This is a genomic window from Mesorhizobium sp. P160219 (genome assembly GCF_057786095.1).
Genome location: NZ_JBYNWG010000001.1, coordinates 1127302 through 1151397, shown reverse-complemented (window position 1 = coordinate 1151397; position 24096 = coordinate 1127302). Strand labels below are relative to the sequence as shown.

At 64.3% G+C, this 24096-nt stretch carries 20 protein-coding genes; 7 read left to right on the top strand and 13 right to left on the bottom strand.

Annotated elements, in window-relative coordinates; genetic code table 11:
• Nucleotides 1-39 precede the first annotated feature (39 nt).
• On the bottom strand, nt 40-597 hold the full coding sequence (gene msuE, locus AC3EMP_RS05805; RefSeq protein ID WP_023689213.1) for an FMN reductase: 558 nt from the start codon (nt 595-597) through the stop codon (nt 40-42).
• Nucleotides 598-657: 60 nt separating this feature from the next.
• Here msuE and AC3EMP_RS05800 point away from each other — a divergent pair, with 60 nt between their 5' ends.
• Nucleotides 658-855, top strand: coding sequence for a hypothetical protein (locus AC3EMP_RS05800; RefSeq protein WP_155921640.1), 198 nt, complete (start codon nt 658-660; stop codon nt 853-855).
• 82 nt (nt 856-937) lie between these two features.
• The gene (locus AC3EMP_RS05795) at nt 938-1957 is read left to right on the top strand and encodes an LLM class flavin-dependent oxidoreductase (RefSeq protein WP_352710673.1); all 1020 of its coding nucleotides are present in this window, start codon (nt 938-940) and stop codon (nt 1955-1957) included.
• An 81-nt stretch (nt 1958-2038) separates the two neighbouring features.
• On the opposite strand, the gene AC3EMP_RS05790 is transcribed toward AC3EMP_RS05795, so the two are convergent.
• From AC3EMP_RS05790 to AC3EMP_RS05770, 5 genes are all read right to left on the bottom strand, one after another.
• Nucleotides 2039-2884 (bottom strand): fumarylacetoacetate hydrolase family protein, encoded by an 846-nt coding sequence (locus AC3EMP_RS05790; protein ID WP_352710671.1) that lies wholly within the window; start codon nt 2882-2884, stop codon nt 2039-2041.
• 146 nt (nt 2885-3030) lie between these two features.
• Entirely contained in the window at nt 3031-3762 is a 732-nt protein-coding gene (locus AC3EMP_RS05785; RefSeq protein WP_023746527.1) for an SDR family oxidoreductase, read from the bottom strand.
• Nucleotides 3763-4055: 293 nt separating this feature from the next.
• Nucleotides 4056-6428, bottom strand: a complete 2373-nt coding sequence (locus AC3EMP_RS05780; protein WP_352710669.1) for an aldehyde dehydrogenase family protein — start codon at nt 6426-6428, stop codon at nt 4056-4058.
• A gap of 225 nt (nt 6429-6653) precedes the next feature.
• Nucleotides 6654-7703 (bottom strand): deoxyribose-phosphate aldolase, encoded by a 1050-nt coding sequence (gene deoC, locus AC3EMP_RS05775; protein WP_352710666.1) that lies wholly within the window; start codon nt 7701-7703, stop codon nt 6654-6656.
• A 206-nt stretch (nt 7704-7909) separates the two neighbouring features.
• The gene (locus tag AC3EMP_RS05770) at nt 7910-8737 is read right to left on the bottom strand and encodes a ferredoxin--NADP reductase (protein ID WP_488494591.1); all 828 of its coding nucleotides are present in this window, start codon (nt 8735-8737) and stop codon (nt 7910-7912) included.
• Nucleotides 8738-8958: 221 nt separating this feature from the next.
• Between AC3EMP_RS05770 and AC3EMP_RS05765 the strand changes: the two genes are divergently transcribed.
• Nucleotides 8959-11043: a hydantoinase/oxoprolinase family protein gene (locus AC3EMP_RS05765; protein WP_352595033.1), complete on the top strand. Its 2085-nt coding sequence runs from the start codon at nt 8959-8961 to the stop codon at nt 11041-11043.
• Between the two features lies 1 nt (nt 11044).
• Entirely contained in the window at nt 11045-12727 is a 1683-nt protein-coding gene (locus AC3EMP_RS05760; RefSeq protein WP_352510608.1) for a hydantoinase B/oxoprolinase family protein, read from the top strand.
• A 22-nt stretch (nt 12728-12749) separates the two neighbouring features.
• On the opposite strand, the gene AC3EMP_RS05755 is transcribed toward AC3EMP_RS05760, so the two are convergent.
• Complete coding sequence (locus AC3EMP_RS05755) at nt 12750-13640, bottom strand: SGNH/GDSL hydrolase family protein (RefSeq protein ID WP_023729748.1); 891 nt, start codon at nt 13638-13640, stop codon at nt 12750-12752.
• Nucleotides 13641-13894: 254 nt separating this feature from the next.
• On the opposite strand from AC3EMP_RS05755, the gene AC3EMP_RS05750 reads away from it, so the two are divergent.
• Both AC3EMP_RS05750 and AC3EMP_RS05745 read left to right on the top strand, forming a co-directional pair.
• Entirely contained in the window at nt 13895-14665 is a 771-nt protein-coding gene (locus AC3EMP_RS05750) for an ABC transporter substrate-binding protein (protein WP_023689202.1), read from the top strand.
• Nucleotides 14666-14735: 70 nt separating this feature from the next.
• Nucleotides 14736-15851, top strand: coding sequence for an aminomethyl transferase family protein (locus AC3EMP_RS05745; protein ID WP_352595037.1), 1116 nt, complete (start codon nt 14736-14738; stop codon nt 15849-15851).
• A 1-nt stretch (nt 15852) separates the two neighbouring features.
• Here AC3EMP_RS05745 and AC3EMP_RS05740 read toward each other — a convergent pair whose 3' ends face one another.
• Genes AC3EMP_RS05740 through AC3EMP_RS05715 form a run of 6 tightly spaced genes read right to left on the bottom strand, consistent with a single transcriptional unit; the run spans nt 15853 to nt 23148 of the window.
• Nucleotides 15853-16314, bottom strand: a complete 462-nt coding sequence (locus tag AC3EMP_RS05740; protein ID WP_352595039.1) for a MarR family winged helix-turn-helix transcriptional regulator — start codon at nt 16312-16314, stop codon at nt 15853-15855.
• The gene (locus tag AC3EMP_RS05735; RefSeq protein ID WP_023703687.1) at nt 16311-16895 is read right to left on the bottom strand and encodes an amino acid synthesis family protein; all 585 of its coding nucleotides are present in this window, start codon (nt 16893-16895) and stop codon (nt 16311-16313) included. The genes AC3EMP_RS05740 and AC3EMP_RS05735 overlap by 4 nt, the downstream gene beginning before the upstream one ends.
• Entirely contained in the window at nt 16888-17772 is an 885-nt protein-coding gene (locus tag AC3EMP_RS05730) for a UPF0280 family protein (protein ID WP_352595042.1), read from the bottom strand. Before AC3EMP_RS05730 ends, AC3EMP_RS05735 begins: the two co-directional genes overlap by 8 nt.
• On the bottom strand, nt 17772-19313 hold the full coding sequence (locus AC3EMP_RS05725) for a hypothetical protein (RefSeq protein ID WP_023739686.1): 1542 nt from the start codon (nt 19311-19313) through the stop codon (nt 17772-17774). The genes AC3EMP_RS05730 and AC3EMP_RS05725 overlap by 1 nt, the downstream gene beginning before the upstream one ends.
• Complete coding sequence (locus AC3EMP_RS05720; RefSeq protein WP_488494724.1) at nt 19310-22273, bottom strand: molybdopterin-dependent oxidoreductase; 2964 nt, start codon at nt 22271-22273, stop codon at nt 19310-19312. Before AC3EMP_RS05720 ends, AC3EMP_RS05725 begins: the two co-directional genes overlap by 4 nt.
• A gap of 11 nt (nt 22274-22284) precedes the next feature.
• Complete coding sequence (locus tag AC3EMP_RS05715; protein WP_352535874.1) at nt 22285-23148, bottom strand: FAD binding domain-containing protein; 864 nt, start codon at nt 23146-23148, stop codon at nt 22285-22287.
• Between the two features lie 283 nt (nt 23149-23431).
• Between AC3EMP_RS05715 and pncA the strand changes: the two genes are divergently transcribed.
• The gene (pncA, locus tag AC3EMP_RS05710; RefSeq protein ID WP_023683560.1) at nt 23432-24046 is read left to right on the top strand and encodes a bifunctional nicotinamidase/pyrazinamidase; all 615 of its coding nucleotides are present in this window, start codon (nt 23432-23434) and stop codon (nt 24044-24046) included.
• Nucleotides 24047-24096 lie beyond the last annotated feature (50 nt).

Sequence of the window (24096 nt, the reverse complement as noted above, 5' to 3'; positions counted from 1 at the left end):
GTCTATGCGGGATGGAATATTGCGTCGCGGATCGTGGTTTCAGGCGGCAAGGACGACGCTGTAGGGCACGCCCGCCACCCGGCATGCCTCGGCGACCGCCTGCCGGGCTCGCGCCTTGACTGTCTCGGACACCAGCACGCCATCGGCAAAGTCCTTGTCCGAGGCGTAGATCGCGGTCGGCAGGGTCTGCGCCTCGAAGAAGCCGAACAACGGCCGCAACTGATGTTCGACGACAAGCGAATGACGCTCGCCGCCGCCTGTTGCCGCCAGGATGATCGGCTTGCCGCGCAGCGACGACGGGTCGAGCAGGTCGAAGAAGTGCTTGAACAGCCCGGTGTAGCTGCCCTTGAAGGTCGGGGAGCCGACCACCAGCACGTCGGCGCCGAGCAGCTGCTCGATAATACCGCGCGCCGCCGGATCGAGATCGCCAAGCTGTCTTGCAGGCGCAAAGGACGGGCCGAGATCCTCGATGTCGAAAACGCTCAAAGCCGAGCCGGCCCGGCTCGCCACCTCACCGGCGATGTGGCTGACGAATGCCTTCGTCTTGGACGGACGGGTCAGGTTGCCGGACAACCCCACCACCAGCTTTTTTGACATCCGAGGCTCCTTCTCGCAAACGCACTATCCGGATTAAGCCTACCGATTTTGTAGAATTAAATGAGCGAGAAGATTTCAAAACCGGGCTCTGAAGCGAATGGAGTTTGCGGTACATCGCCTTTGGTTGGTTCATTTGGCCCCAAAAGCGCCGCGGCAGATGCTGACGCGGTCGCGCAAGGCATCGCCGGGGACCATGGCCTTGGTCCTTTGCGCACCGATGGGTATCGTCGCGATACCGTCAAGGGCCGGCGGCATTGACACTGCGTTGTGTGAGTGTCGATTGAACCCAATCGCGTGGGCGACGAAGTAGGCAACTGCAATCAAAGAACAGGATACGCGCATGAAGAAGATCGGCTTTCTTTCCTTCGGCCATTGGTCGCCCTCGTTGCAATCGCAGACGCGCTCGGCGTCCGACGCGCTGCTGCAGTCGATCGACCTGGCCGTCGCCGCCGAGGAGCTGGGCGCGGACGGCGCCTATTTCCGCGTCCATCATTTTGCCCGCCAGCTCGCTTCGCCGTTTCCGCTTCTGGCCGCGGTCGGCGCCCGCACCAGCCGCATCGAGATCGGCACCGCCGTCATCGACATGCGCTATGAGAATCCGCTGTATATGGCCGAGGATGCGGGTGCTGCCGACCTGATCGCCGGTGGCCGGCTGCAGCTTGGCATCAGCCGCGGTTCGCCGGAGCAGGTGATCGACGGCTGGCGCTACTTCGGCTATGTGGCGCAGGACGGCAAAAGCGATGCCGACATGGCGCGCAATCATGCCGAGGTTTTCCTGAATGTGCTGCGCGGCGAAGGTTTCGCGCAACCTAATCCGCGGCCGATGTTCCCCAATCCTCCGGGAATGCTGCGGCTCGAGCCGTTCTCGGCCGGCCTGCGCGACCGGATCTGGTGGGGTGCCGCTACCAACGCGACCGCCGAATGGGCGGGCAAGCTCGGCATGAACCTGCAAAGTTCGACGCTGAAGTTCGATGAGGGCGGCCAGCCGCTCCACATCCAGCAGGCCGAACAGATCCGCGCTTATCGCGCGGCGTGGAAGGCGGCCGGCCACACACGCGAGCCGCGCGTGTCGGTCAGCCGCAGCATCTTTGCGCTGGTGAACGACCGCGACCGCGCCTATTTCGGCGGCGGCAGCAGCGAAGATCATTTCGGCTATATCGAGCCTGAGAAGCTTGCCGTCTTCGGCCGCTCCTATGCCGCGGAGCCCGATGTGCTGATCGATCAGCTGAAAGAGGACGAAGCGATCGCCGAGGCCGACACGCTGCTTCTGACCGTCCCCAACCAGCTTGGCGTCGAGTACAACGCCCACGTCATCGAGGCGATCCTGAAGCACGTCGCGCCGGCTCTGGGCTGGCGCTGACAAGAGGCGCCAGCCGCCCGGCAAACAAAGAGATAGACCGTTTCGCCGGCAAACGGTGAAACGCTCTAAGGGAAGAGGCGGCTAGGCATCCGCCTTGAAGGTCTGCTTCTGCTGGCCTAGCCCCTCGATGCCCAGTTCCACCACATCGCCGGGCTTCAGGAACACGGGCGGCTTCATGCCCAGCCCAACGCCGGGCGGGGTGCCGGTGGAGATGATGTCGCCAGGATGCAGCGACATGAACTGGCTGAGATAGGAAACGAGATAGGCGACGCCGTAGACCATGGTCCTGGTCGAGCCGTTCTGCATCGTCTTGCCGTTGACCGTCAGCCACATTTTGAGGTTCTGCGGATCGGCAACCTCGTCCTTGGTGACAAGCCACGGCCCGGTCGGACCGAACGTGTCGCAGCTCTTGCCCTTGGTCCACTGGCCCTGGCGCTCGGCCTGGAAGGCGCGCTCGGACACGTCATGGGCAACGGCATAGCCGGCGACATAATCCAGCGCCTCGGCTTCGGTGACGTATTTGGCTTTTCTGCCGATGACCACGGCGAGTTCAACCTCCCAGTCGGTCTTTTCCGAGCCGCGCGGGATCAGCACATCATCGTCGGGACCGACGATGGCCGAGCTCGCCTTCATGAAGATGATCGGCTCCGGCGGCACGGCGGCGCCGGTTTCGGCGGCGTGGTCGGAATAATTCAGGCCGATGCAGATGAACTTGCCCGTGCCGGCGACGCAGGCGCCGAGGCGCGGCTTGCCGGAAACCGCCGGCAGCGACTTCGGATCGAGCCTGGACAATGTCTCGATCGACGCCGGATCGAGCGCCTTGCCGGCAATGTCGGCGACATGACCTGAAAGATCGCGGATCGTGCCATCCGCATCGAGCAGGCCGGGGCGTTCGTTCCCTATCTCGCCATAGCGCAGCAGTTTCATCTTGCTCTCCAAATTGTGGCCCAAGGCCGTTTTCAAAACTCGCTCCGCCAAGTGATGACTGGGCGGACTCTGGCTATCGGACCCGACCTAGGGCAAGCCGGACTTTAGAACTGTTCGAGCCTGGACCTGCGGATCGAGGCTATTGCTCAGATCGACCAGCCGCCGTCGATATTATAGGCTTGGCCTGAGGTGTACGTGGCGCCGGCGAGGTAGACGGCAAGGTCGGCGATTTCCTCGGGCGTGCCGAGACGGCCCATCGGCTGGCGGGCAATGAAGGCTGCGCGGGCCGCCTCGTAATCGCCCTGCGCATGCATGCGGTCCTGCAGCGACGGGCTCTCGACAGTGCCGGGGCAGATGGCGTTGCAGCGAATGCCCTTGGCGACATAGTCCGCGGCAATCGCCTTGGTGAGACCGATCACGGCCGCCTTGGAGACGCCATAGGCGAAGCGGTTGGGCACGCCCTTGCCGGCGCCGGCGACGGACGACATGTTGATGATCGAGCCATCGCCGCGCTCCAGCATGCCGGGCAGTACGGCCCGAATGGTGCGGATCATGGCGCGGACATTGAGGTTGAAGGCGAAATCGAGATCGGCGTCCTTCATCTCGAGGATGGACCCCGAATGGACGAAGCCGGCGCAGTTGAACAGCACGTCGACGCGGCCGATTTCGGCGAAGCCGGATGCCACCGCATCGTCGTTGAGAACGTCGAGCTTGCGGGTCTTGATGCCGGAGGTCTTGGCGAGTTCGGCCAGCAGCGCCTCGTTGATGTCGGTGGCGTGCACGACGGCACCTGCCTTGGCGAAGGCCAATGCGCTCGCTCTGCCGATGCCTTGCGCCGCCGCCGTGACGACAACGACCTTGCCTGCCAGATCCGCCATGCGTTTCTCCTCGCCCTCTTTGGCCACTTCTCGGCCCGATTTACTGCCGGCTAACCGGGGCGTCCTGTGCCACACAGGCGCGACTATGCGGCCTGCACAATCCATCGGTCCATAAACAACAAATGTTTTTTCTGGTTAAAGAACACATGTCCGGGCGTCAAGCCCGAACGCGATCACCTTCGCGACGGCTGATGTAATGCACATCGCTTGCTCTGATGCAACAACATGTATGACAACCGGACAACGAGTCACGCTGCCATGGTTCACTCAAGCACAGCGCGCTTCAGGCGGCATTAGTCGCCGTATGGCACCCAGACGTTCTTCACTTCGACGGCGCGGCGCAGCAGGGCATCGCCGGCGGCCTCGTCGGACGCCCAGTCGAGGCTGCGGCCGTTGCCGGTCCAGACGCGCTTGAGATTGCCGACGGAATCGGCCTCCGCCTTGGCGCAAGTGTCGGCATCGGCAAACAGCCAGAGCCCGTCGACATCGTCATGCTTGGCCAGCACGCCGGCAAGCTCCGCCGTGCGGCCGGTGACGATGTTGATGGCGCCTGCCGGAACGTCGGAATATTCGATCACCTGGTAGAGATCGGTGGCGAGCAGCGGGTATTTTTCCGACGGCACGGCCACCACCGTGTTGCCCATGGCAAGCGCAGGTGCGATCAGGGAGATCAAGCCGAGCAGCGGCGCGCTGTCCGGGGCGACGATGCCGACGACGCCGACCGGCTCGTGCAAAGCGAGCGTGACGGCGCGGGCCGGTGGCTGATGCACCCTGCCCTCATACTTGTCGGCAAGGCCGGCATAGAGGAACAGGCGCTCGATCGATCGTTCCACTTCCTCCCGCGCGGCCTTGGCGTTGGCGCCGGTCAGTTCGGTCAAGCGTGCGGTAAATTCGCCGGTGCGGCCGGACAGGTTTTCGGCGAGATAATAGAGCACCTGGGAACGATTGTAGGCGGTCGCCTCCGGCCACGCCTTGCAGGCGCGGGCGGCGGCAACGGCGTCGCGGATGTCCTTGCGGCTGCCGAGACCGACTTCGCCGGCCAGCTTGCCCCTGGCAGTGGCGACATAAACCGAGTAATTTCCGTCGGGCCGCACCTGCTTGCCGCCGATGAACAGTTTTGCCGTGCGGTCGATGGCGCCGCCATCCGATTGCTCGACCGGCTGCGCCGAAGAGGTCGCCGGCTTGATCACGGGACCAAGCGGCAGTTTCACCGACAGATATTCGAACATGCCCTCGCGGCCGCCTTCACGGCCAAAACCGCTTTCGCGGTAGCCGCCGAAGCCGCAGGCTGCGTCGAACATGTTGGTACCGTTGACCCAGACGACGCCGGCCTTCAGCTGCGGCGCGACATGCAGCGCGAGATTGATGTTTTCGCTCCACACCGAGGCGGCCAGCCCATAGCGCGTGTTGTTGGCAAGCTCGATCGCTTCCTCGGTGTTGCGGAAGGTCATGGTGGCCAGAACCGGACCGAACACCTCTTCCTGCGCCAATATATTTGCCGGCGAAACACCGGTGGCGAGCGTCGGCAGGTGGTAGTAGCCGGAAGACGGCAGCACCGCGTCGGGCTGCCAGCAGACGGCGCCCTGTCTGGCGCCTTCGGCGACCAGACCCTTGACGCGGTCCAGTTGCGTCAAGTCGACCAGCGGTCCGATATCGGTGTTCTTGTCGAGCGGGCTGCCGACGCGAAGCCGGCTCATCCTGACCTTGACCTTTGCGATCAACGCGTCGGCAATGCCTTCCTGCACCAGAAGCCGCGAGCCTGCGCAGCAGACCTGGCCCTGGTTGAACCAGATGCCGTCGACCAGTCCTTCGACGGCGCTGTCGAGATCGGCGTCCTCGAAGACGATGAAGGCCGATTTGCCGCCAAGCTCCAATGACAGCTTCTTGCCCGATCCAGCCGTGGCTTTCCTGATGATCTTGCCGACCTCCGAAGAGCCGGTGAAGGCGATCTTCTGGATGCCGGGATGGTTGACGATGGCGACGCCCGCTTCCGGCCCGCCCTGGACGATGTTGACGACGCCCTTGGGCACGCCGGCACGCTCGCAGATCTCGGCAAACAGGATGGCGGTGAGCGGCGTGAACTCGGCCGGCTTCAGCACCACCGTGCAGCCGGCGGCGAGCGCCGGCGCAATCTTCCAGGCCAGCATCAGCAGCGGGAAATTCCATGGGATGATCTGGCCGACGACGCCGACACCCTTGTGGCCTGGGAAATCCTTGTCCAGCGCCTGTGCCCAGCCGGTATGATGGATGAAATGGCGGATGGCCAGCGGCACGTCGATGTCGCGGCTTTCGCGGATCGGCTTGCCGTTGTCGATTGACTCAAGCACTGCGAACAGGCGCTGATGACGCTGCATCGCGCGGCCAATGGCGTAAAGCACTTTTGCGCGCTGGTAGCCCGAGGATGCCGACCATTTCGGTAAGGCCCTATTGGCTGCGGCGGCGGCTGCGTCGATATCGGCGGCGCCGGCATCGGAGATCTTGGCCAGCAGCTTGCCGGATGAGGGTTCGCTGGTCTCGAAGGTCTTGCCGCCGCCTGCTGCCTTCCAGCCGCCGTCGATGAACAGCGCCTTGCCGAAATCGCGTCCGGCAAGCCAGGCATCGGCCTCGGTGCGGGCTTCCGGCGCCGGGCCGTATTCCATGGCGTGATAGCGTTCGAGAATGTTCATGACGCGCTCCAGATAATCGTCTTGGCAGGCGCTCTGTGGCGCCCCCCTCTGTCCTGCCGGACATCTCCCCCACAAGGAGGGAGATTAGCCTTCGCGCCTGTCGGCTCTGAAACGTCGACAATTGGCGAAATCGCCGACGTTAGCCAATCTCTCCCCAATCGGGGGAGATGTCCGGCAGGACAGAGGGAGGCGCGAAGGAACTCGACGTTCAAGGCCTTCTCCGCCTCACGCCATCGCGTGGCGGTGATTGGCCGAATAATGCCCGGTCAGATGGTGCTCGAGCTGGCGCTCGATGTCGGTGAGCAGGCTCGAGGCGCCGAAGCGGAACAGGTCTGGCTCCAGCCATGGCCGGCCGAGCTCCTCCTTCATCAGCACCAGCCAGTCGAGCGAAGCCTTGGCTGTAGAGATGCCGCCGGCCGGCTTGAAGCCGATGAGAAAGCCGGTCTCCTCGAAATAGGCTCGGATGGCGCGCACCATGGCGAGGCCGACGGGCAGCGTGGCGTTGACGCTTTCCTTGCCGGTCGAGGTCTTGATGAAATCGGCGCCCGCCATCATCGCCACCATCGAGGCCAGCATGACATTTCGCAGCGTGGCGAGGTCGCCGGTGCCGAGGATAACCTTGAGATGCGCATCACCGCAGGCTTCGCGCATCGAGACGATCTCGTTGTAGAGCTCCTGCCATTTGGCGCCGAAGATCAAGCCGCGCGGGATGACGACATCGATCTCGTCGGCGCCGTCGCGCACCGAAGCCTCGATCTCCTGCAGGCGGGTCGACAGCGGCGCAAGGCCGTGCGGGAAAGCGGTGGAGACGGCGGCGACATGGATGCCGGTGCCGCGCACGGCATCAACAGCCGTCGCGACGAAGGGATGATAGACGCAGACCGCCGCCGGCCGGATTTTCTCGCCCTCGATGCCAAGCCCCTCGACGATGTCGCGACGGAACGGGTTGATCGCCTTGGCGCATAGGCGGCGCACCCGCTCTTCGGTGTCGTTGGAATTCAGAGTCGTCAAATCCATGCAGGAGACCGCGCGCAGCAGCCAGGCGGCCTGGTTGTCAGCCTTGATCGAGCGCCGCTTTGTGAGGCTGGCGACCCTGCGTTCCAGCGCTGAGCGGTTGACCGAGCGCACCGATTCCATGAAGCCGAGATCGAGCCGCATGCCGGTGTTGCGGGCAATACCGTGGCTTTGCGGCACGGGCGTGTTGGCGGCCGCACGTGCCGGCAGCGGCGTGACCTTGGACGCGCCGAGATCGGCTTCGCGGATTGTGCTGCTCATCTCCTGCCCTTTCGCTCGACGATTTTACGTCGTGGTGCGTGTCGATGCTCCCGGACTTGGGCGACACACACCGAAGATAGCCCGTGAATCGATGCTTCACGAGTCCTTCAAGGGCTCATAACGGAAAAAGGCGGCAAAAGCAGCTGAATTTTGACCACATGGTCAAAACGTCAATTCAAGACGTGGCGCCGAGGCGCCGGCTGATGTCAGCCGACGAAAGCGCGCTCGACGACGAAGGTCGAGGGATGGCTGAGCGAGCCCTCATGGAAGCCGAGGCTTTCGGCCATTTCCTTGACGTCCTTCAGCATATGCATCGAGCCGCAGATCATGATGCGGTCCGTCTCCGGATTGAGCTTCTCGATGCCGAGGTCGGCGTAGAACTTGCCCGAGCCGATCAGCGCCGTGATGCGGCCCATGCGCGCCAATTCTTCGCGGGTCGTCGAATTGTAGAGGGTGACGCGGCCGCCGGTCAGTTCGCCGATCAGGGGATCGTTCTCGAGCGCGGCCACCAGTTCCTGGCCATAGGTCAGTTCGGCATTGTCGCGGCAGGTGTGGGTCAGGATGACCTGATCGAATTTTTCGTAGGTATCGGGGTCGCGCAGAAGGCTGGCGAAGGGCGCAATGCCGGTGCCGGTCGAGATCATGAACAGGCGCTTTGCCGGGGTCAGCGCGTCGACAACCAGCGTGCCGGTCGACTTCTGGCGCATGATGACGGTGTCGCCGACCTGGATCTTCTGCAGTTCGGAGGTCAGCGGACCATCCGGCACCTTGATCGAGAAGAATTCCAGCTCCTCGTCCCAGGCCGGGCTGGCGACCGAATAGGCGCGGTACACCGGCTTTTCGGCATTGGGCAGCCCGATCATGACGAACTCGCCGGAGCGGAAGCGCAACGACTGCGGGCGGGTGATGCGGAACGAGAACAGGCGGTCGGTGTAATGCTTCACCGAGACGACGGTTTCGGCATAGACATTGGCCGGAATCGGGAACTGCAGCGGACGGGCGCCGGCGGTGTTGAGTGCGGATGTGGTGTTCATCAATCCAACTCTGTCTTGCCCAAGCCACTACGCGGGCGCCAAACCGTTTCCTGCGCGCCCAGACCCTTCAGGTCCCGGCGCGCCGTTCACACACTCCAAAGCAGTAAGCTCTTGTGTCCCAAATTTATTAGTATACAAACGATATTTGTGTCAAGATACCACGCTAAAACAGCATTCCAAACTGCGGCATATTCATAGTCCTGGCATTTCGGGTTTCGACAATGAAAGAGAATTTTTCGGTGAAGCAGCCGGATTCCGCGGGCGACGTCGTTGCCGGCATCGATGTCGGCGGAACCTTCACCGACCTCATTTTGATCGACGGCAAAGATGGCGGAAAGGTGCATATCGCCAAGACGCCGACGACGGTCGACAATCAGGCGTTCGGCGTGGTTTCAGCGCTGGGCGCCACAGGCTTTGCCATAGACGGCATCGACCTCATCGTGCATGGCACGACCACCACCACCAATGCGGTGCTGGAACGCAGGCTGGCGAAAACCGGCATGATCACCACGCGCGGTTTTCGCGACGTGATCGAGCTTGGCCGCCGCACACGGCCGCAGCCCTACGGCATGACCGGAAGCTTCGTTCCGATCATCCCGCGCGATCTCAGGCTCGAAGTGTCGGAGCGCGTCGAAGCATCCGGCGCGGTGCGCACGCCGCTCGACGAGGCCGAGATGCGCGACGCCGTGAAGACGCTGATCGGGGCCGGCTGCGAGTCCCTCGTCATCCATTTCCTGCATTCCTACGCCAACCCTGGACATGAGCGGCGCGCCGCCGAAATCGCCGCCGAGCTTTGGCCGAACGGCTACATCACGACTGGCCATGCGCTGCTGTCGGAAGCGCGCGAATTCGAGCGCGGTGTGACCGCCGCGGTCAACGCGTCGGTGCAGCCGGTCCTCGAGCGCTATGTCGAGCGGCTGCGCAAGGAATTGGCCGCCAAGGGCTATGCCCGCGACTTCCTGATCATGAACGGCAATGGCGGCATGATCTCGGCCCGTTTCGTCACCAGGGAATCGGCCAAGACCGTGATGTCCGGACCAGCCTCGGGCGTCATTGCCGCGGCCTATACGGGCAAGCGCGCCGGCTTTGAAAACCTCGTCACCTACGACATGGGCGGCACCTCGACCGATGTGGCGCTGATCCGCAATGCGGAGCCCGCCGTCTCCAACGAGATCGAGATCGAATATGCGATGCCCATCCATGTGCCGATGGTGGCGGTGCATACGGTCGGCGCCGGCGGCGGCTCGATCGCCCGCGTCGATGCGGCCGGGCTGATCCAGATCGGCCCGGAAAGTGCCGGCGCCAATCCCGGCCCGATCTGCTACGGCCGCGGCGGCCTGGAGCCGACCATCACCGACGCCAATCTGGTGCTCGGGCGGCTGGCGCCGAAAAAGCTGCTGGCGGTCGAAAATCCGGTCACCGTCGAGCGGGTCACCGGCATTTTCGAAGACAGAATAGGCAAGGCCGCCGGCCTCTCCGGCGTCGAAGCGGCGGGCGCGGTGCTGCGCCTGGGCAACATGAAGATGGCCGGCGCCATCCGCATGGTCTCGGTGTCGCGCGGCCATGATCCGCGTGATTTCGCGCTGTTCGCCTTCGGCGGCGCCGGGCCGTTGCATGCCTCCGCCCTGGCGCGCGAACTCGGCCTGCCCCGTGTGCTGGTGCCGGCCCGTCCGGGCATCACCAACGCGCTCGGCTGCGTCGTCGCCGATCTGCGTCATGACTTCGTCAACACCATCAACCAGCCGGTCGCCGTGCTCGATGAAGCCAGGCTTCGCGAGGTGCTGGAACGTCACCGCGGGGAAGGCGAGGAACTGATCGGCAAGGAAGCGGCGAAGCCGGAAACGATCCGCGTCACCCATTCCGCCGACATGCAGTTCGTCGGCCAGACCCACATCATCAACGTGCCGTTGCCGTCTTCATCGGTGACAAGGCAGGAGTTGCAGGCGCTGTTCGAAAAAGCCTATTTCGCCCGCTTCAAGGTCGAGCTGCCGGAGATCCGCGCCAATCTGGTCAACCTCAACACGTCGGTGACGGGCGTGCGGCCGGCGATCGACCTGTCACGGCTGATCGACCCGGCCGGACGTACAAAGACGCTAGACGAGGCGCTGCGCGAAACAAGGCCTGTCTGGTACGCAGGACGTTGGCACGATACGCCGATATACGCACGCGAAAAGCTGCCGCCCGATGCCGTCATCGAAGGGCCGGCGATCCTCGAACAGATGGACGCCACCACCGTGCTCGAACCCGGCGACCGCGCAAGATCGGACGCCGACGGCAACATCATCATCGATATCGGCGAGGCCTGAGATGCAAAAGCTCGACGCCATCACGCTTTCGGTCCTGCAGGCAGCCTTGCAGCAGGTCTGCGACGAGATGGATCTTACTTTCTCCCGCGCTGCCTTCTCGCCCGTCATCGCCGAAGCCAATGACCGCTCCGACGGCATCTACTCCGCCGTCGACGGCTCGTTGATCGCACAAGGCAGCCAGGGCCTGCCGGTGTTCGTCGGCGTCATGCAGTATTCGACCAGGACGGTGATCGAGATGATCGCCAACGGCCGTTGCCTGCCGCCGGAACCCGGCGACATCTACATCGTCAACGATCCCTATCTCGGCGGCACGCATCTGATGGACGTGCGCTTCGCCATGCCGGTCTACCGCGACGGCAAGATATTTTGCTGGCTATCGAATACCGGCCACTGGCCCGATATCGGTGGCTCGGTGCCGGGCGGCTTCTCCGCTTCCGCCACAGCCGTCGAGCAGGAAGGCCTGCGGCTGCCGCCGGTCAAGCTGTTCAAGAAGGGCGTGCTGGACACGGAAATCTACGCCATCATCTGCTCCAACATCCGCGTCGCCGACCAGCGCATCGGCGATATAAGAGCGCAGGCCGCAGCACTGCTGATCGGTCAGGACCGGCTCAATGGAATCCTCGATCGTTACGGCGACGAAACTGTCGTCGGGGCGATCGCCGAACTGCGTCGCCGCGCCGCCGAGCAGATGCGCGCCAACATCTCCGCCATTCCCGACGGCACATACAGTTCGAAGGCCTTTGTCGACTCGGACGGCGTGGTCAACGAACCGCTGACCATCGCGCTCGCCGTCGAGAAGCAGGGCGACACGCTGACCTTCGATTTTACCGGCTCGTCAAAACCATGCGCGGGGCCGATGAACAGCGTGCTGGCGACGACATTGTCGTCGGTCTATCTCGCCATGCGCCATATTTTTCCTGATGTGCCGATCAGCGCCGGCGCCTTCGAGCCCCTGATCGTCAAGCGGCCGGAAGGCACCTTCCTCGACGCCAAATACCCGCGGCCGGTCTCGGGCTGCGCGGCTGAAGTCTCGCAGCGCATCGCCGAGGCGGTGTTCGCCGCGATGGTGCAGGCGCTGCCGGACAAGGTGACGGCCGCGCCCGCCGGCTCCAGCGGCAATTTCGCGCTGGGCGGCAACGATCCGGCGCGCGGCCGCGACTATGTGATGTATCAGATCTCCGGCGGCGGCTATGGCGGCAATTCAGGCCATGACGGGCTGACCAATGGCTGCTCGACCATCGGCATTTCCAAATCACCGCCGGTCGAGATCATGGAGCAGGCGTTTCCTGTGCTCTACCGCCACTATGCCTTGCGCGAAGGCTCGGGCGGCGCCGGCAAGCAGCGCGGCGGCTTCGGCCTCGCCTATGAGGTCGAGATATTGCGAGGAGAGGCGCGCGCGTCCTTCGTCATGGACCATGGCCGTTTCGGCCCGCAAGGCGCGCTCGGCGGCAAGGACGGCGCGGTGAACACGGTGACCGTGTTCCGCGACGGCGAGGCACATGTGCCGCCGCATCTGTCCAAGGAGCAGGACATCGCGCTCAAGGCCGGCGACCGCGTGCGCGTCGGCACGCCGGGCGGTGGCGGCTATGGCGATCCGCGTCAGCGCGACCCGAAACTGGTCGCCGAAGACATCAGGCTTGGTTACTACACCGATGAACAAGCCAAAGAGCTGTTCGGAACCTGACAGCCGACAGGCCCGAGCCGCGTCAGGTCTGCAGCTTGGCCTTCAGCGCATCGGCGAATTTCTGCGCGATCTTCTTGAAGCCGGCGGGATCGGGATGCAGTTCGTTGGCCCAGTCGGCCACCTTCAACGTTCCCTGCGTGTCGGCCAGATGGAAATTGTTGTTGGGATCGTCGGCCAGGCGCTTCACCACATCGCGGAACGCCGCCAGCGCGTCGTGAACGATGACCGTGCCCTTGGCGACCGTCCAGTTGCAGAAATCGAGCGACGGTTTCAGCCACGGGCCGACACAGGACGGATGCGCTCCGTTCGGGATCGGAAAATCATAGCAATGGCCAAAGATCGGCACGCCTGGCGCGACGCGGTCGCGCAGCGCGAACAAATCGAGATAGCAGGCCTCGACCATGCCGAGCGCCTTGGTGAAGCGGTTCTTGTTCAGCCCGGGGGCGTGGCCGTCATTGAAGTCGAGGAAGATGCAGAACTGGTCGCCGGCAATGTCGTTGCCACCGGCAGAGAACAGGATGGCATCGGGCTTGCCGTCCAGCCAGTTGGCTTTGTTGCGCAGGGCGGCGATCATGCGCTGCTGCTTGGGCAGCGACATCTCGTCGGTCGCCGCATCGCCATGATGGGCAAGGTTGAGGATGGTCGGCGGCATCGAGCCGATGCGTCGCAGCTGCGCGATCACGTCGGTGTCGACGAACGGAAAGCCGTTACCGGTGAGCGGATAGTCGAACCAGGAATCGCCCTGCGCCAGCATCACCAGCGGCCGGTTGGCGACGGCCGCCTCGAGATTGCCGGCGCTTTCCCTTGCGGTTTCGAGCCGCTCGATGTTGGCTTGGTGAACCCTGATGCGCTTGGCGATGTCGTCGTCGATGCGCCGTTGCGCGGCTTCCTGCACGAATTCCTGCTGGTCCATCCCCAGGTCCCTCCCATGACCGCCTATGTCCGGCTGAGCATGCGCCGATGTCCATGATCGGTCTGTAATTTAGATCACAGTAAGATTCCTGGGGAAGGACGGCTTGCCGCGCCGTGATCGCCGCAGAGCATGTCGTTTCCGTCTCCGTGGAGTCTGCAAAAGACCATAGACTTCTATCCTTGTTTTCGCGCAATTCCGGACGGGAAACCGCCAACACCTTCCCTGGAATTGCTTAGTCAACGGAGATCAGGAACATGCGTCTTTTCGGTCGTTTCGTGCTTGCCGCTTCCGCCGCCCTGCTGCTTGGGACCGGTGCTGCCTCCGCCGAGAAACTCAGGATCGGGACCGAGGGCGCCTATCCGCCCTTCAACTATGCCAATTCGGACGGCACGCTGGGCGGCTTCGACATCGACCTCGGCAAGGCGCTGTGTGCCGAGATGAAGGCCGAGTGCGAATTCTCCGTACAGGATTTCGATGGTTCCATTCCGGCGCTGCAGGCCGGCAAGTTCGACGCCATCATCAACATCACCATCACGCCGGAACGGGCCGAGAAGGTCGAGTTCACCCACAAATATTACCAGACGCCACCGGCCATCGCCGTGCCGAAGGATTCGACCATTGCAGGCACGTCGCCTGACGATCTGAAGGGCAAGGTGCTGGGTGTGCAGAGCGCCACCATCCACCAGAATTTCGCCGAGAAGAAATACTCGGGCTCGACCGTCAAGGCCTATCCGACCGGCGACGACGCCCGCACCGACATGGCCAATGGCCGGCTCGACGCGATGATGGATGGCTCGATCATCCTGACCGAATGGCTGAAGAAGCCCGATGGCGCCTGCTGCAAATTGCTCGGCACGCTGACCGCCGATCCGGCCATTCATGGACCCGGCGTCGGCATCGCCCTGCAAAAGGGCAACAAGGAACTGGCCGACAAGTTCAATGCCGCCATCGACGCCCTGCGTGCCAACGGCAAGTACAAGGAAATCAACGACAAATACTTCTCGTTCGACGTATACGGAAGTTAACCCCTTCACCGCTCCTACCTCGGCAGCGCCATCAGGCGCTGCCGTTTTCATGAGATGACGGAGAAGTTTCTTGGTTGAGCGGCGCTCCCCTTTCTACACCAGCATCGTTGGCCTCGGCGCCACGATGGGCCGGGTCGGCGGCGACTTCGTCTCGGCCAAAACTTATTCCGGCATCGCCGACGAGCATCTGAACACGCGCAAGAAAGTCGGCGTGCAGGATCTCAGCACCATGGGCAAGATGGACATCAAGGGGCCGGAAGCGGAGGCGCTGGTCAACCACGTTATCGTCAACGATGCGGCCGCGATGAGCCCCGGCCAGGTGCGCTATTCCACCGTCTGCCGCGACGATGGCGGCATCATGGACGACCTCACCGTGTTCCGGCTGGGATCGGAGCATTTCATGCTGGTGACCGGTTCGGTCAACCGGCTGAAGATGCTGCCCTGGCTGCAGCATCATGCTGAAGCGCGAAAGGCCTATGTCACCGACATCACCGCGGCCGTCGCCTTCCCGACCATACAGGGGCCGCGCTCACGCGAGCTGCTGAAAGCACTGGTTTCGGATGCCGATCTCGATGAGTTGAAACGCTGGGCGTTCACTTCAGGGCGCGTCGGCGAGACCAAAGTCCTGATCTCACGCACCGGGGTGACCGGCGAGCTCGGCTTCGAACTGTTCGTGCCGGCGGACGAGGCGACTTCCGTCTGGGACGCGCTGATGCGGACCGGCGGCGATTTCGGCCTGAAGCCATACGGCGTGCTGGCCATGTTCACGCTCGGGCTGGAAAAGGCCTATCCGGCGCATGGCATCGACATGGACGAGAGCCGTACGCCCTTCCATGTCGGGCTCGATCGCTGGATCAAGTTCGACAAGGGCGAGTTCATCGGCCGCGAGGCATTGCTCAAAATTCGCGACAAGGGGCTCGACGAACGCTGGACCGGGCTGATTCTCGACGGTGACAAGCCGGCCGCGACGGATGCCAGGGTTTTCGCCGACGGCGAGGATGCCGGCGTCGTCACCTACAGCGATCACGGCTATTCCTTAGGCAAAGTTCTGGCGACGGCGCATTTGCGGCTGCCGTTCACCGCCATCGGGACCGAACTCAGCATCGACATTGACGGCAAGCGGACACGCGCGGTGGTGGCGCCGATGCCATTCTTCGATCCTGAAGGCGCTCGGCTGCGGGCCTAAATCAGGCTAACTTCGCTAGCAGCCGCATAAACGTGGCCGCTTCCTTGGCCGTCAGCGGCGCCAGTGTCTCGTGGGTGATGGCGCGGGCCAACGGGATCAGCCGTTCGATCGCCTCGCGTCCCTCTGGCGTGAGGTTGACCAGCAGCCGCCTCTTGTCGACCTCGTGCTTGGTCAGGTCTACCAGGCCTCGCGCCTTCAGCCGGTCGATGACGCCCTTGACCGTCGCCGCGTCCATGGCGATCAGCGTGCCCAACTGGTTCTGCGAGGTCTCGCCGACATCGTGCAGCTTGGCAAGTGCAGCAAATTGCGGCGGCGTCAGGTCGCTTATCTGGGCGGCAAAGATCGAGACATGGCGCTGATGCGCCTTGCGCAGGATGAAGCCGACCTGCTCCTGCAGGCGGTAATCATGTTCGTCGGGCTCTTCGGCCTCGACCAGCTTGAGAAGATTGTCACCGCCGCTCATCGCAGGCCATCCCAGGCCTTGATGTCGCCTGCAGCCAGGCCGCCCATGCGGTCGTGCACGCGCGGGCCGCAGCTCATAGCGAGGCAAAACAGGATTTCGTCGGCACGCGGCCCGTCGCTGAGGCCGACCTCCATGGCGTCGAAATGGCTGCGGACATAGGCAGCGTTGGTGTGGCCGAGCGGCACGTCGAGCCGCGAGCCGAACGCCCCGACCTTGGTTGCCGACGGCACGATCGCCTTGGCGTCGCCCAGCCGCTCGCGCATGGCATAACCGCCCGGCACATGCCAGAGCGCGCCGTGCTCCAGCTCCCCTGACGAACCGACGATGGTGCCCTTGCCGTAGGCGTCGATCTGCTTGATGTCGCCGCCCAATGCGGCAATGAGCTTGTCGGTGAGCAGCAGGCCGAGCGGCTTCAGATCGTCCATGGCGCTCTGCAGTTCTTCGACGTAGCGGCCGGCGAACGGGTTCTTCACCAGGGCCACGGCTGCAGCGCGGCGGCGCGGCAGAGCAGCGACCGGCCCGCCATCGTGAAAGATCTCTTCGGTAAGAACCGCGATCTTGCGGATCGGAAACTCAGGCATGGGCAACTTCCTTCCCTGGACTTTTGTTGGGCGCGGCAAGCGCCATGGAACCACTGATGCGGGCTTCCCCACCTAGAAACAGCGCCGATGCGGCAATCAGGCCGCGCCGGCGAAAATCTTCGGCGACGGCAAGGCCATTGTCCAGCGCCCGCTCCACATCGCCACGCGCGAGCATGCCGACGGCTTGTGTCACCAGCCGCGCGCCGAGATCGCTGTCGGGCGCCAAGTCCTGCGCGGGAATGCGCTTGATGGCGGGATTGCCGGGCAGGTCGACGGCGTTTGCAATGAGTGTCGCGGCCGCATCGGCCTCGGCGCCGGTGCGGGCCAGCACGGTGACGGCGTCGGCAATGCCAAGCGAGAACGAACGGCCGCGCCAGCCGCTGGTGGCGACGCCGCGCACGCCGTCCGCCGAGCGAATGGTGAGGCGGTCGGCCATGCCGTTGCCGGTGCCGGCGATCGCCAGGTTCATCGACTGGCCCTTGCCGATATGGAGGGCGCTGTCGCCGCCATTGTTGACATAGGCCCGGTCGAGCTTGCGACCGGCAAGCAATGCCGAGAGCATTTCGTCGGCTACCGATCCCGCGACGGCGGCCATCGGCGTGATGAAGCATTCCGCCAACGGCATGACGGCTGCTTCCATGCGCCGCGCGGTCGGGCCGGCGAAAGTGCGCGGCGCCAGGAAAAATGCCGGCAGCCGCAATTCGGGAAGCTCCTCGACCAACTCGATCAGGATCGTCTGGAAGCGCTCGATCGCCTGATCGTAGGCGGCACGACACTCAGCCGCCTCACCAAAGGCCTCGACGATCAGGTCGATCGGCCCGTGGTTGAGGTGCAGCCGCTTGCCGTCCTGCAGCCAGTGGACTTGCGGGCCTTGCATCAAGAGGCCCCGTTCGAGCCGACGCGGCGCAACTGCGCCAGCGGCGGCCATGGATTGTGGGCCTCGGCGCCTGAGCCGCGGCGCGGGTTGAGATATTCGCCGCCTTTGGCAACGATATCCTCGACGCTGCGTATCTCGGCCTCGTAGCCGCCCAGCCGGACATAGTCGTCGCGGCGTAGCGTGAATTCGATCGGCGCCACCAGCGCCGGCGTCGGCACATAGCCGAAGGCGCCTTCCGGCACGCGCATGACGTCGACCATCAGCGTGATGCCGCCGCCCGGCCAGACATAGACCGGCGCGCCGCCAACGGTAACATAGGTATTCAAGCCCTGCACCGAGCGGGTGAGATTGACCGGGTTTTCGGTGACGCCGGCGCGCAGCGAACCGCCGGCGCCGCCGATGAACAGCACGGTGCAGAGCGCCGGCTCGCAATTGTCCTCGATCAGGCCGACCGATTTCTGCAGCCGCTCGGGGAACGGTTTTTCCACCGGCTTCAACTCGTCGTCGAGCTCGTAATAGGCGAACTGCTCGCCGGTGGTCGACACCATCAGCAGCGACAGGCCGGGGCGGGCGCCCTTCTTGGCGTTCCATTCGCCGAGGATCGACAGCGGGTCGGAAATCGAGGTGCCGCCCCAGCCGAGGCCGGGCTCGGAAACCTTGAAATAGCGGCCCGGCGTCGAACGGCGGCCGATGATCTTGATGCCGGTATCCTGCCAGCCCAGCACCTTGCCGGCCTGATGCTCGGAGACGACGCCGGTGATATGGTCGTCGACCACCACCACCTCGTCGACAAGGCCGCGCCATTGCGTGGCGAACATGCCGATGGTGGCCGACCCGCAGCCGACCCGCATACGGTGTTCCTGCTTGCCGTCGATGACAGGTGGTTTGCCGGCTTCGACGATGATGGTGGCGCCGCCATCGATGGTCAGTTCGACCGGCTTGCGATTGCACAGACTGAGCATCGCGTCGCAGGTTGCCCGGCCTTCGGCCTTAGAGCCACCGGTCAAATGATGCACTCCGCCGAGCGACAGCATCTGCGAGCCGTATTCGCCTGTCGTGACGTGGCCGATCGGCTCGCCTTGCGCGCGCACGATTGCCGTTTCGGGACCGAGATGGCGGTCGGTATCGATCTTCACCTTGACGCCGCAGTACGAAAAAATGCCTTCGGTGACCACGGTCACCAGATCGACCCCCTCGACCTCCTGGCTGACGATGAAGGGAGCCGGCTTGTAGTCGGGATAGGTGGTGCCGGCGCCGATTGCAGTGACGAAGCGGCGGCCGGTGTTGACCAGTTCGCCGTCCCATTGCTCGCCCTCGGCAGTGAAAGGCACGACCGCGGCGCCGCTCTCTGCCGCATGGTCGAGGATGGTCAGCGGGTCCATACGCACGATGCGGCCACCGACATTGCCGTAGCGGTCGCAGGCGCCGGTGCGGCCATCGGCGATGTAGCACATGACCGGACAGGCATCGCAGCGGATCTTTTCCGCCACCAGCTTTTCGCCGGGATCGTGGGTTTCGAAGCGTTCGGCAAGCTCGCTCATCGGCGTGCCTCCTTGTCGTCGATGCCATCTTTTTCGCGGATGGCGGCGCGGATGCGCGTCGGCGTCGCCGGAACCTTGGTGATGAGAAGGCCGGTTGCGTGGCGGATGGCGTTGAGGATGGCGGGTGCGGTCGGGATCAGCACATGCTCGCCCAGGCCCTTGGCGCCGAACGGCCCCTCGGGATCGGGAACCTCGATCAGAATGTGCTCGATCTCAGGCACGTCGCCGATGGTCGGAATGAGATAGTCGTGCAGATTCTCGGTGCGGCCGGGGATGTATTCCTCCATCAGCGCCATGCCGATGCCTTGCGCGATGCCGCCCTCGATCTGGCCTTCGACCAGCAGCGGATTGATCGCCTTGCCGACATCGTGCGCGGCGGTGATTTTCACGAGCTTCACCGTGCCGAGCTTGAGGTCGACCTCCAGTTCGGCGATCTGCGCGCCATAGCCATAGACGGCGTAAGGCTTGCCTTGGCCCTTGGCGTCGAGCGGCAGCGTCGGCGGGTCGTAGGTTTCCTCGGCGCGGAAGACGTAGCCGTCCGCATCGACATCGAGCGCGGCGAGATCGATACGCCGAGTGGCTTCGCCCTCACGAATGACGATCGCCGGGCCGTCCAATTGCAGGGCCGCGTTCTCCGAGACATTGGCAAAGCGCAGGATCTTTTCGCGCAAGGCGCGGCCGGCTTTTTCGGCCGCCTTGCCGGTGACAAAAGTCTGGCGCGAGGCCGATGTTTTGCCGGCGTCGGGGCTGATCGCAGTGTCGGCGCTCTTCAGCTTGAATTTTTCAAGCGGCAGGCCGAGTGCGTCGGCGCAGATCTGGGCAATGACGGTGTTGGAGCCCTGGCCGATATCGACGGCGCCCTGATGCAGGATGACCTCCCCCTCTGGCGAGATACCGACCCTTATGGTCGACGGATTGGGCAGCGAGGTGTTGCCGCAGCCATACCAGCAGGACGCGATGCCGACGCCGCGCTTTTTGCTCGTATTGGCATTGTTGAATGTATCTGCGTCGGCCGTCGCGCGAGCCCAATGCGGCCGCAAGGAGTCGAGGCACTCGAATATGCCGACGCCCGACTCCAGTCGCTGTCCGGTAACCGTTTCGGATCCGTTCCGAAGGCAGTTCTTCAGCCGAAAATCGAGCCGGTCCATGCCAAGCTTGCCGGCGAGCTCATCATAGAGCGTCTCCTGCATGATCGTCGCCTGCGGCACGCCGAAGCCACGGAAGGCGCCGGAAATCGGCCCGTGGGTGTGGATGGCGCGGCCTTCGGCGCGGTAGTTCGGCGTCGCATAGGGACCGGAGGCATGCACCGGCACGCGGTTGGCGACGGTCGGGCCCCAGCTGGCATAGGCGCCGGTGTTGAAATCGCCTGTGAAGACCATGCCGGTGACATGGCCCTCGGCATCTACGCCGATGGTCGCCTTCATCTCGGCGGGATGTCGCTTGGTGGTCGACATCATGGATTCGTTGCGGGTGTAGGCCAGTGCTGCCGGCCGGCCGGTCTTCAGCGCCACAAGGCCGATGAGCGGCTGCAGTGAAACGTCCAGTTTCGAGCCGAAGCCGCCGCCGGTCGCGGTCGGCACGATGCGCACCTTGTCGACGGCAAGACCGAGCACCTTCGCCGTTTCGTCGCGGTCCATGTAGGGGGCCTGGGTGCAGGCGACGACGACCAGCGTGTCGCCGTCCATGTAGGCATGGCCGGCTTCCGGCTCGATGTAGGCGTGCTCGACATAGGAGGTGTCGATGGCACCGGACACTGTGAAGGCAGCCTCGCCAAGCGACGCCTCGGGGTCGCCGCGCTCGACAAAGCCCTTGGTCAACAAATTGGCCGGGCGGTTCGCGTGGATGAGCGCCGCCCCTTCTGCCTGCGCGTCGCCGGGCTGCAGAAAATGCGGCAGCTCGGTCCAGCGGACCGGGAAATCCTGGAGGTCGAGATCGAGCATGGCCTCGCGCTCGCCGGCGACCAGCGCCACTGCCTCGCCGCGCAGCCGCGCAAAGCCTTCGGCCAGCGCCGGCTGGTCGGCAAACGGCCCGATGACGCCGAAACAGTTTTTTCCCGGGATGTCGGCGGCGGTGAAGACGCCGGCGATGCCGGGATGCGACTTCACCCAGCCCTCCAGGTCGCCGAAGGCGAAGCCGGCATGATAATGCGGCGAGCGGACCACCAGCACGGCCAGCGCATCGGCGGGAAAGGCATCGCCGCCGAATTTTTCAGCGCCGGTGACTTTTGGCACGCCGTCGAGCCGGACCGGGGAGGCGCCTACAGCATTCCCTGTGGTTGGCATTCTACGTTCAAAGTTGAATTCCAACGAATGACGTTGGCGCTGCCCCTCACCCTTACCCTCTCCCCGTGAAGAACGGGGAGCGGGGAGCGTTGGCGCTGGAGCACTTCCCTTCTCCCCGTCACTATACGGGGTGAGGGTGCCGGCAGGCGGATGAGGGGCAGCGCCGTCGGTCGACGTCTCGAACCGTCCCGCATCCATCACTGCCGCGATGATCTTTCTGTAGCCGGTGCAACGGCAGAGGATGCCGCCCAGCGCATCCTGCACCTCGGTCTCGGTCGGATTCGGCGTGCCATCCAGCAGCGCCGTTGCCGCGACCAGCAGCGCCGGCGTGCAGATGCCGCATTGCGCGGCGCCATGCGCCAGGAAGGACGCCTGCAGCGCCGAGAGCCGGCCATCGGCGAGGCCTTCGACGGTCGTTACGGACGTCCCGGCTGCGGAGGCCGCCGGCATCAGGCAGGCGCAGACGGCGTCGCCGTCGACCAGCACCGTGCAGGCGCCGCAATCGCCGGCATCGCAACCAACCTTGGTGCCGGTCAGCTGCAATTCGTCGCGCAAAACCTGCGACAGCCGGCGCAGCGGCGGCACATTGACCGAGACGGCGGCGCCATTGACGGCGAAGGCGATCTCGGCGCGCTCGATGCCGAGGCCCGGCACGAGGTCGGGCAGGGCTTCAATCATCTCGGAGTGGCTCATGCCGCCACCATGCTGTTGTCGTTCGTCAGCCCGCAAGCCCTCAGCACGGCGCGGGCGACAAGCTCGCGCGCTGCGTCGAGCCGGTATTCGGCGCTGCCGCGCACGTCGGCAATCGGCGAGAGCTCGGCCATCGGCGCGGACAGGAGCGCATCGGCGAGTGCCGGGCCGATAGGCTTGCCCACCAGCACCGCTTCGACAGCGGCGAGCCGCCTGGCGACGGCCGAGCAGGACCCGACCGCGACAGCGGCTTCCATGACCATGCCATTCTCGGCAACGAGGCGCGCCGCCACCATGGCGATGGAGATGACGAGGTAGCGCCGCGCACCGAGCTTGACGAAGGCCGACGTGCCGGTGGCCCTGGGCTTCGGCACCCGGATGGCGGCAACCAGCTCGCCCGGTAGCAGCGCGGTGCGGCGGTTGCCGAGAATGAACTCCTGCAGCGGCAGATGACGCGTCGCGGCTGCAGAGCGCAGCTCGACCTCGGCGTCCAGCACCAGCAGGCTAGGCACGCCATCGGCGGCAGGCGAAGCATTGCAGAGATTGCCGGCGATCGAGGCGACATTCTGGATCTGCAGCGAGCCCACTTCGCGCGCGGCCTGCTTCAGCGCATCGAAAGCCGCCGGCAATGGATGGCGGACAAGGTCGGTCCAGGTGGTGCGGGCGCCCAAAACCCAATGGGTTTCGGTCTCGGCAATGCCGCGCAGCGAGGCCAGGCCGTTAATATCGAGAACATTGTCGCGGAACGGTTTGGCGCCCTGCGCCGGATAGAAATCGGTGCCGCCGGCAAGCACGCGCCAGGCGCCCTCGCCCAGCAGAGCGAGCGCCTCGTCGAGCGTGGCGGGTTTCGCGTAACGGATCACGCTTTGCCTTCCAAAAAAATAGGCCTTCCCATTGGGACCTTCAAAAGGTGGGGTCTTCCCGAACCCCGCCAATGTCTGATCAGGCCAAATTCATTCGTATGCAAATGATATCAAGCTGGCGGAAATTGTCAAAGCCGGAGTTTAAGGGAACCCGGCCGCCAAGCATTTCTTACGCTTGCAGAGGTTGACGCAGGCGGCCATCCGGTCAAGTTTCAGCATCCGGTCGCATCAGCGGCGTATTTCACTCGATCCCCCGTTCGAGACGTAGAAGAGGAGAGGCGCCATGGCCGACGAAGCGCTTGTTGTCATCGACCTGCAAAACGACTTCTGCCCCGGCGGCGCACTGGCGGTTGCCGGCGGCGACGAAATCGTGCCGCTGGTCAACGATCTGATTCGGCATGCCGAGCATGTCGTGCTGACGCAGGACTGGCACCCGGCCGGACATTCGAGCTTTGCCTCCAGCCATCCGGGGGCGCAGCCCTTTAGCGCGATCGAGATGCCCTATGGGCCGCAGACGCTGTGGCCGGACCATTGCATCCAGGGCAGCCTCGGCTCGGATTTTCACTCGGGGCTCGCCTGGACCAAGGCCGAGCTGGTGATCCGCAAGGGATTTCGCCCTGATATCGACAGCTACTCCGCCTTCTTCGAGAACGACCACAAGACGCCGACGGGGCTCGCCGGCTACCTCAAGGAGCGCAGCATCGACAGTGTGACCCTGGTTGGCCTGGCGACCGACTTCTGCGTTGCCTTTTCGGCCCTCGACGCGGTCAAGCAAGGCTTCAAGACGACGGTGCGGCTCGACGCGTGCCGCGGCATCGATCTAAACGGTTCGGTCGAGGCGATGCTGAAGCGGATGCGCGATGCCGGGGTGAAGCTCGAAGACCCGATCTCGGAGTGACTGGATCGTGACGCAGCGAGGGGGCTGCACACAGTTGGGGAAGGCTTTCG

Bases quoted from the DNA above. Each gene is read 5' to 3' on its own strand.
- AC3EMP_RS05770 (WP_488494591.1), bottom strand. From the start codon at position 8,737: ATGAACACCACATCCGCACTCAACACCGCCGGCGCCCGTCCGCTGCAG.
- AC3EMP_RS05790 (WP_352710671.1), bottom strand. From the start codon at position 2,884: ATGAAACTGCTGCGCTATGGCGAGATAGGGAACGAACGCCCCGGCCTG.
- pncA (WP_023683560.1), top strand. From the start codon at position 23,432: ATGGCCGACGAAGCGCTTGTTGTCATCGACCTGCAAAACGACTTCTGC.
- AC3EMP_RS05800 (WP_155921640.1), top strand. From the start codon at position 658: ATGAGCGAGAAGATTTCAAAACCGGGCTCTGAAGCGAATGGAGTTTGC.
- AC3EMP_RS05760 (WP_352510608.1), top strand. From the start codon at position 11,045: ATGCAAAAGCTCGACGCCATCACGCTTTCGGTCCTGCAGGCAGCCTTG.
- AC3EMP_RS05740 (WP_352595039.1), bottom strand. From the start codon at position 16,314: ATGAGCGGCGGTGACAATCTTCTCAAGCTGGTCGAGGCCGAAGAGCCC.
- AC3EMP_RS05765 (WP_352595033.1), top strand. From the start codon at position 8,959: ATGAAAGAGAATTTTTCGGTGAAGCAGCCGGATTCCGCGGGCGACGTC.
- AC3EMP_RS05780 (WP_352710669.1), bottom strand. From the start codon at position 6,428: ATGAACATTCTCGAACGCTATCACGCCATGGAATACGGCCCGGCGCCG.
- msuE (WP_023689213.1), bottom strand. From the start codon at position 597: ATGTCAAAAAAGCTGGTGGTGGGGTTGTCCGGCAACCTGACCCGTCCG.
- AC3EMP_RS05750 (WP_023689202.1), top strand. From the start codon at position 13,895: ATGCGTCTTTTCGGTCGTTTCGTGCTTGCCGCTTCCGCCGCCCTGCTG.
- AC3EMP_RS05720 (WP_488494724.1), bottom strand. From the start codon at position 22,273: ATGATTGAAGCCCTGCCCGACCTCGTGCCGGGCCTCGGCATCGAGCGC.
- AC3EMP_RS05785 (WP_023746527.1), bottom strand. From the start codon at position 3,762: ATGGCGGATCTGGCAGGCAAGGTCGTTGTCGTCACGGCGGCGGCGCAA.
- AC3EMP_RS05735 (WP_023703687.1), bottom strand. From the start codon at position 16,895: ATGCCTGAGTTTCCGATCCGCAAGATCGCGGTTCTTACCGAAGAGATC.
- AC3EMP_RS05730 (WP_352595042.1), bottom strand. From the start codon at position 17,772: ATGCAAGGCCCGCAAGTCCACTGGCTGCAGGACGGCAAGCGGCTGCAC.
- AC3EMP_RS05725 (WP_023739686.1), bottom strand. From the start codon at position 19,313: ATGAGCGAGCTTGCCGAACGCTTCGAAACCCACGATCCCGGCGAAAAG.
- AC3EMP_RS05755 (WP_023729748.1), bottom strand. From the start codon at position 13,640: ATGGACCAGCAGGAATTCGTGCAGGAAGCCGCGCAACGGCGCATCGAC.
- AC3EMP_RS05795 (WP_352710673.1), top strand. From the start codon at position 938: ATGAAGAAGATCGGCTTTCTTTCCTTCGGCCATTGGTCGCCCTCGTTG.
- deoC (WP_352710666.1), bottom strand. From the start codon at position 7,703: ATGAGCAGCACAATCCGCGAAGCCGATCTCGGCGCGTCCAAGGTCACG.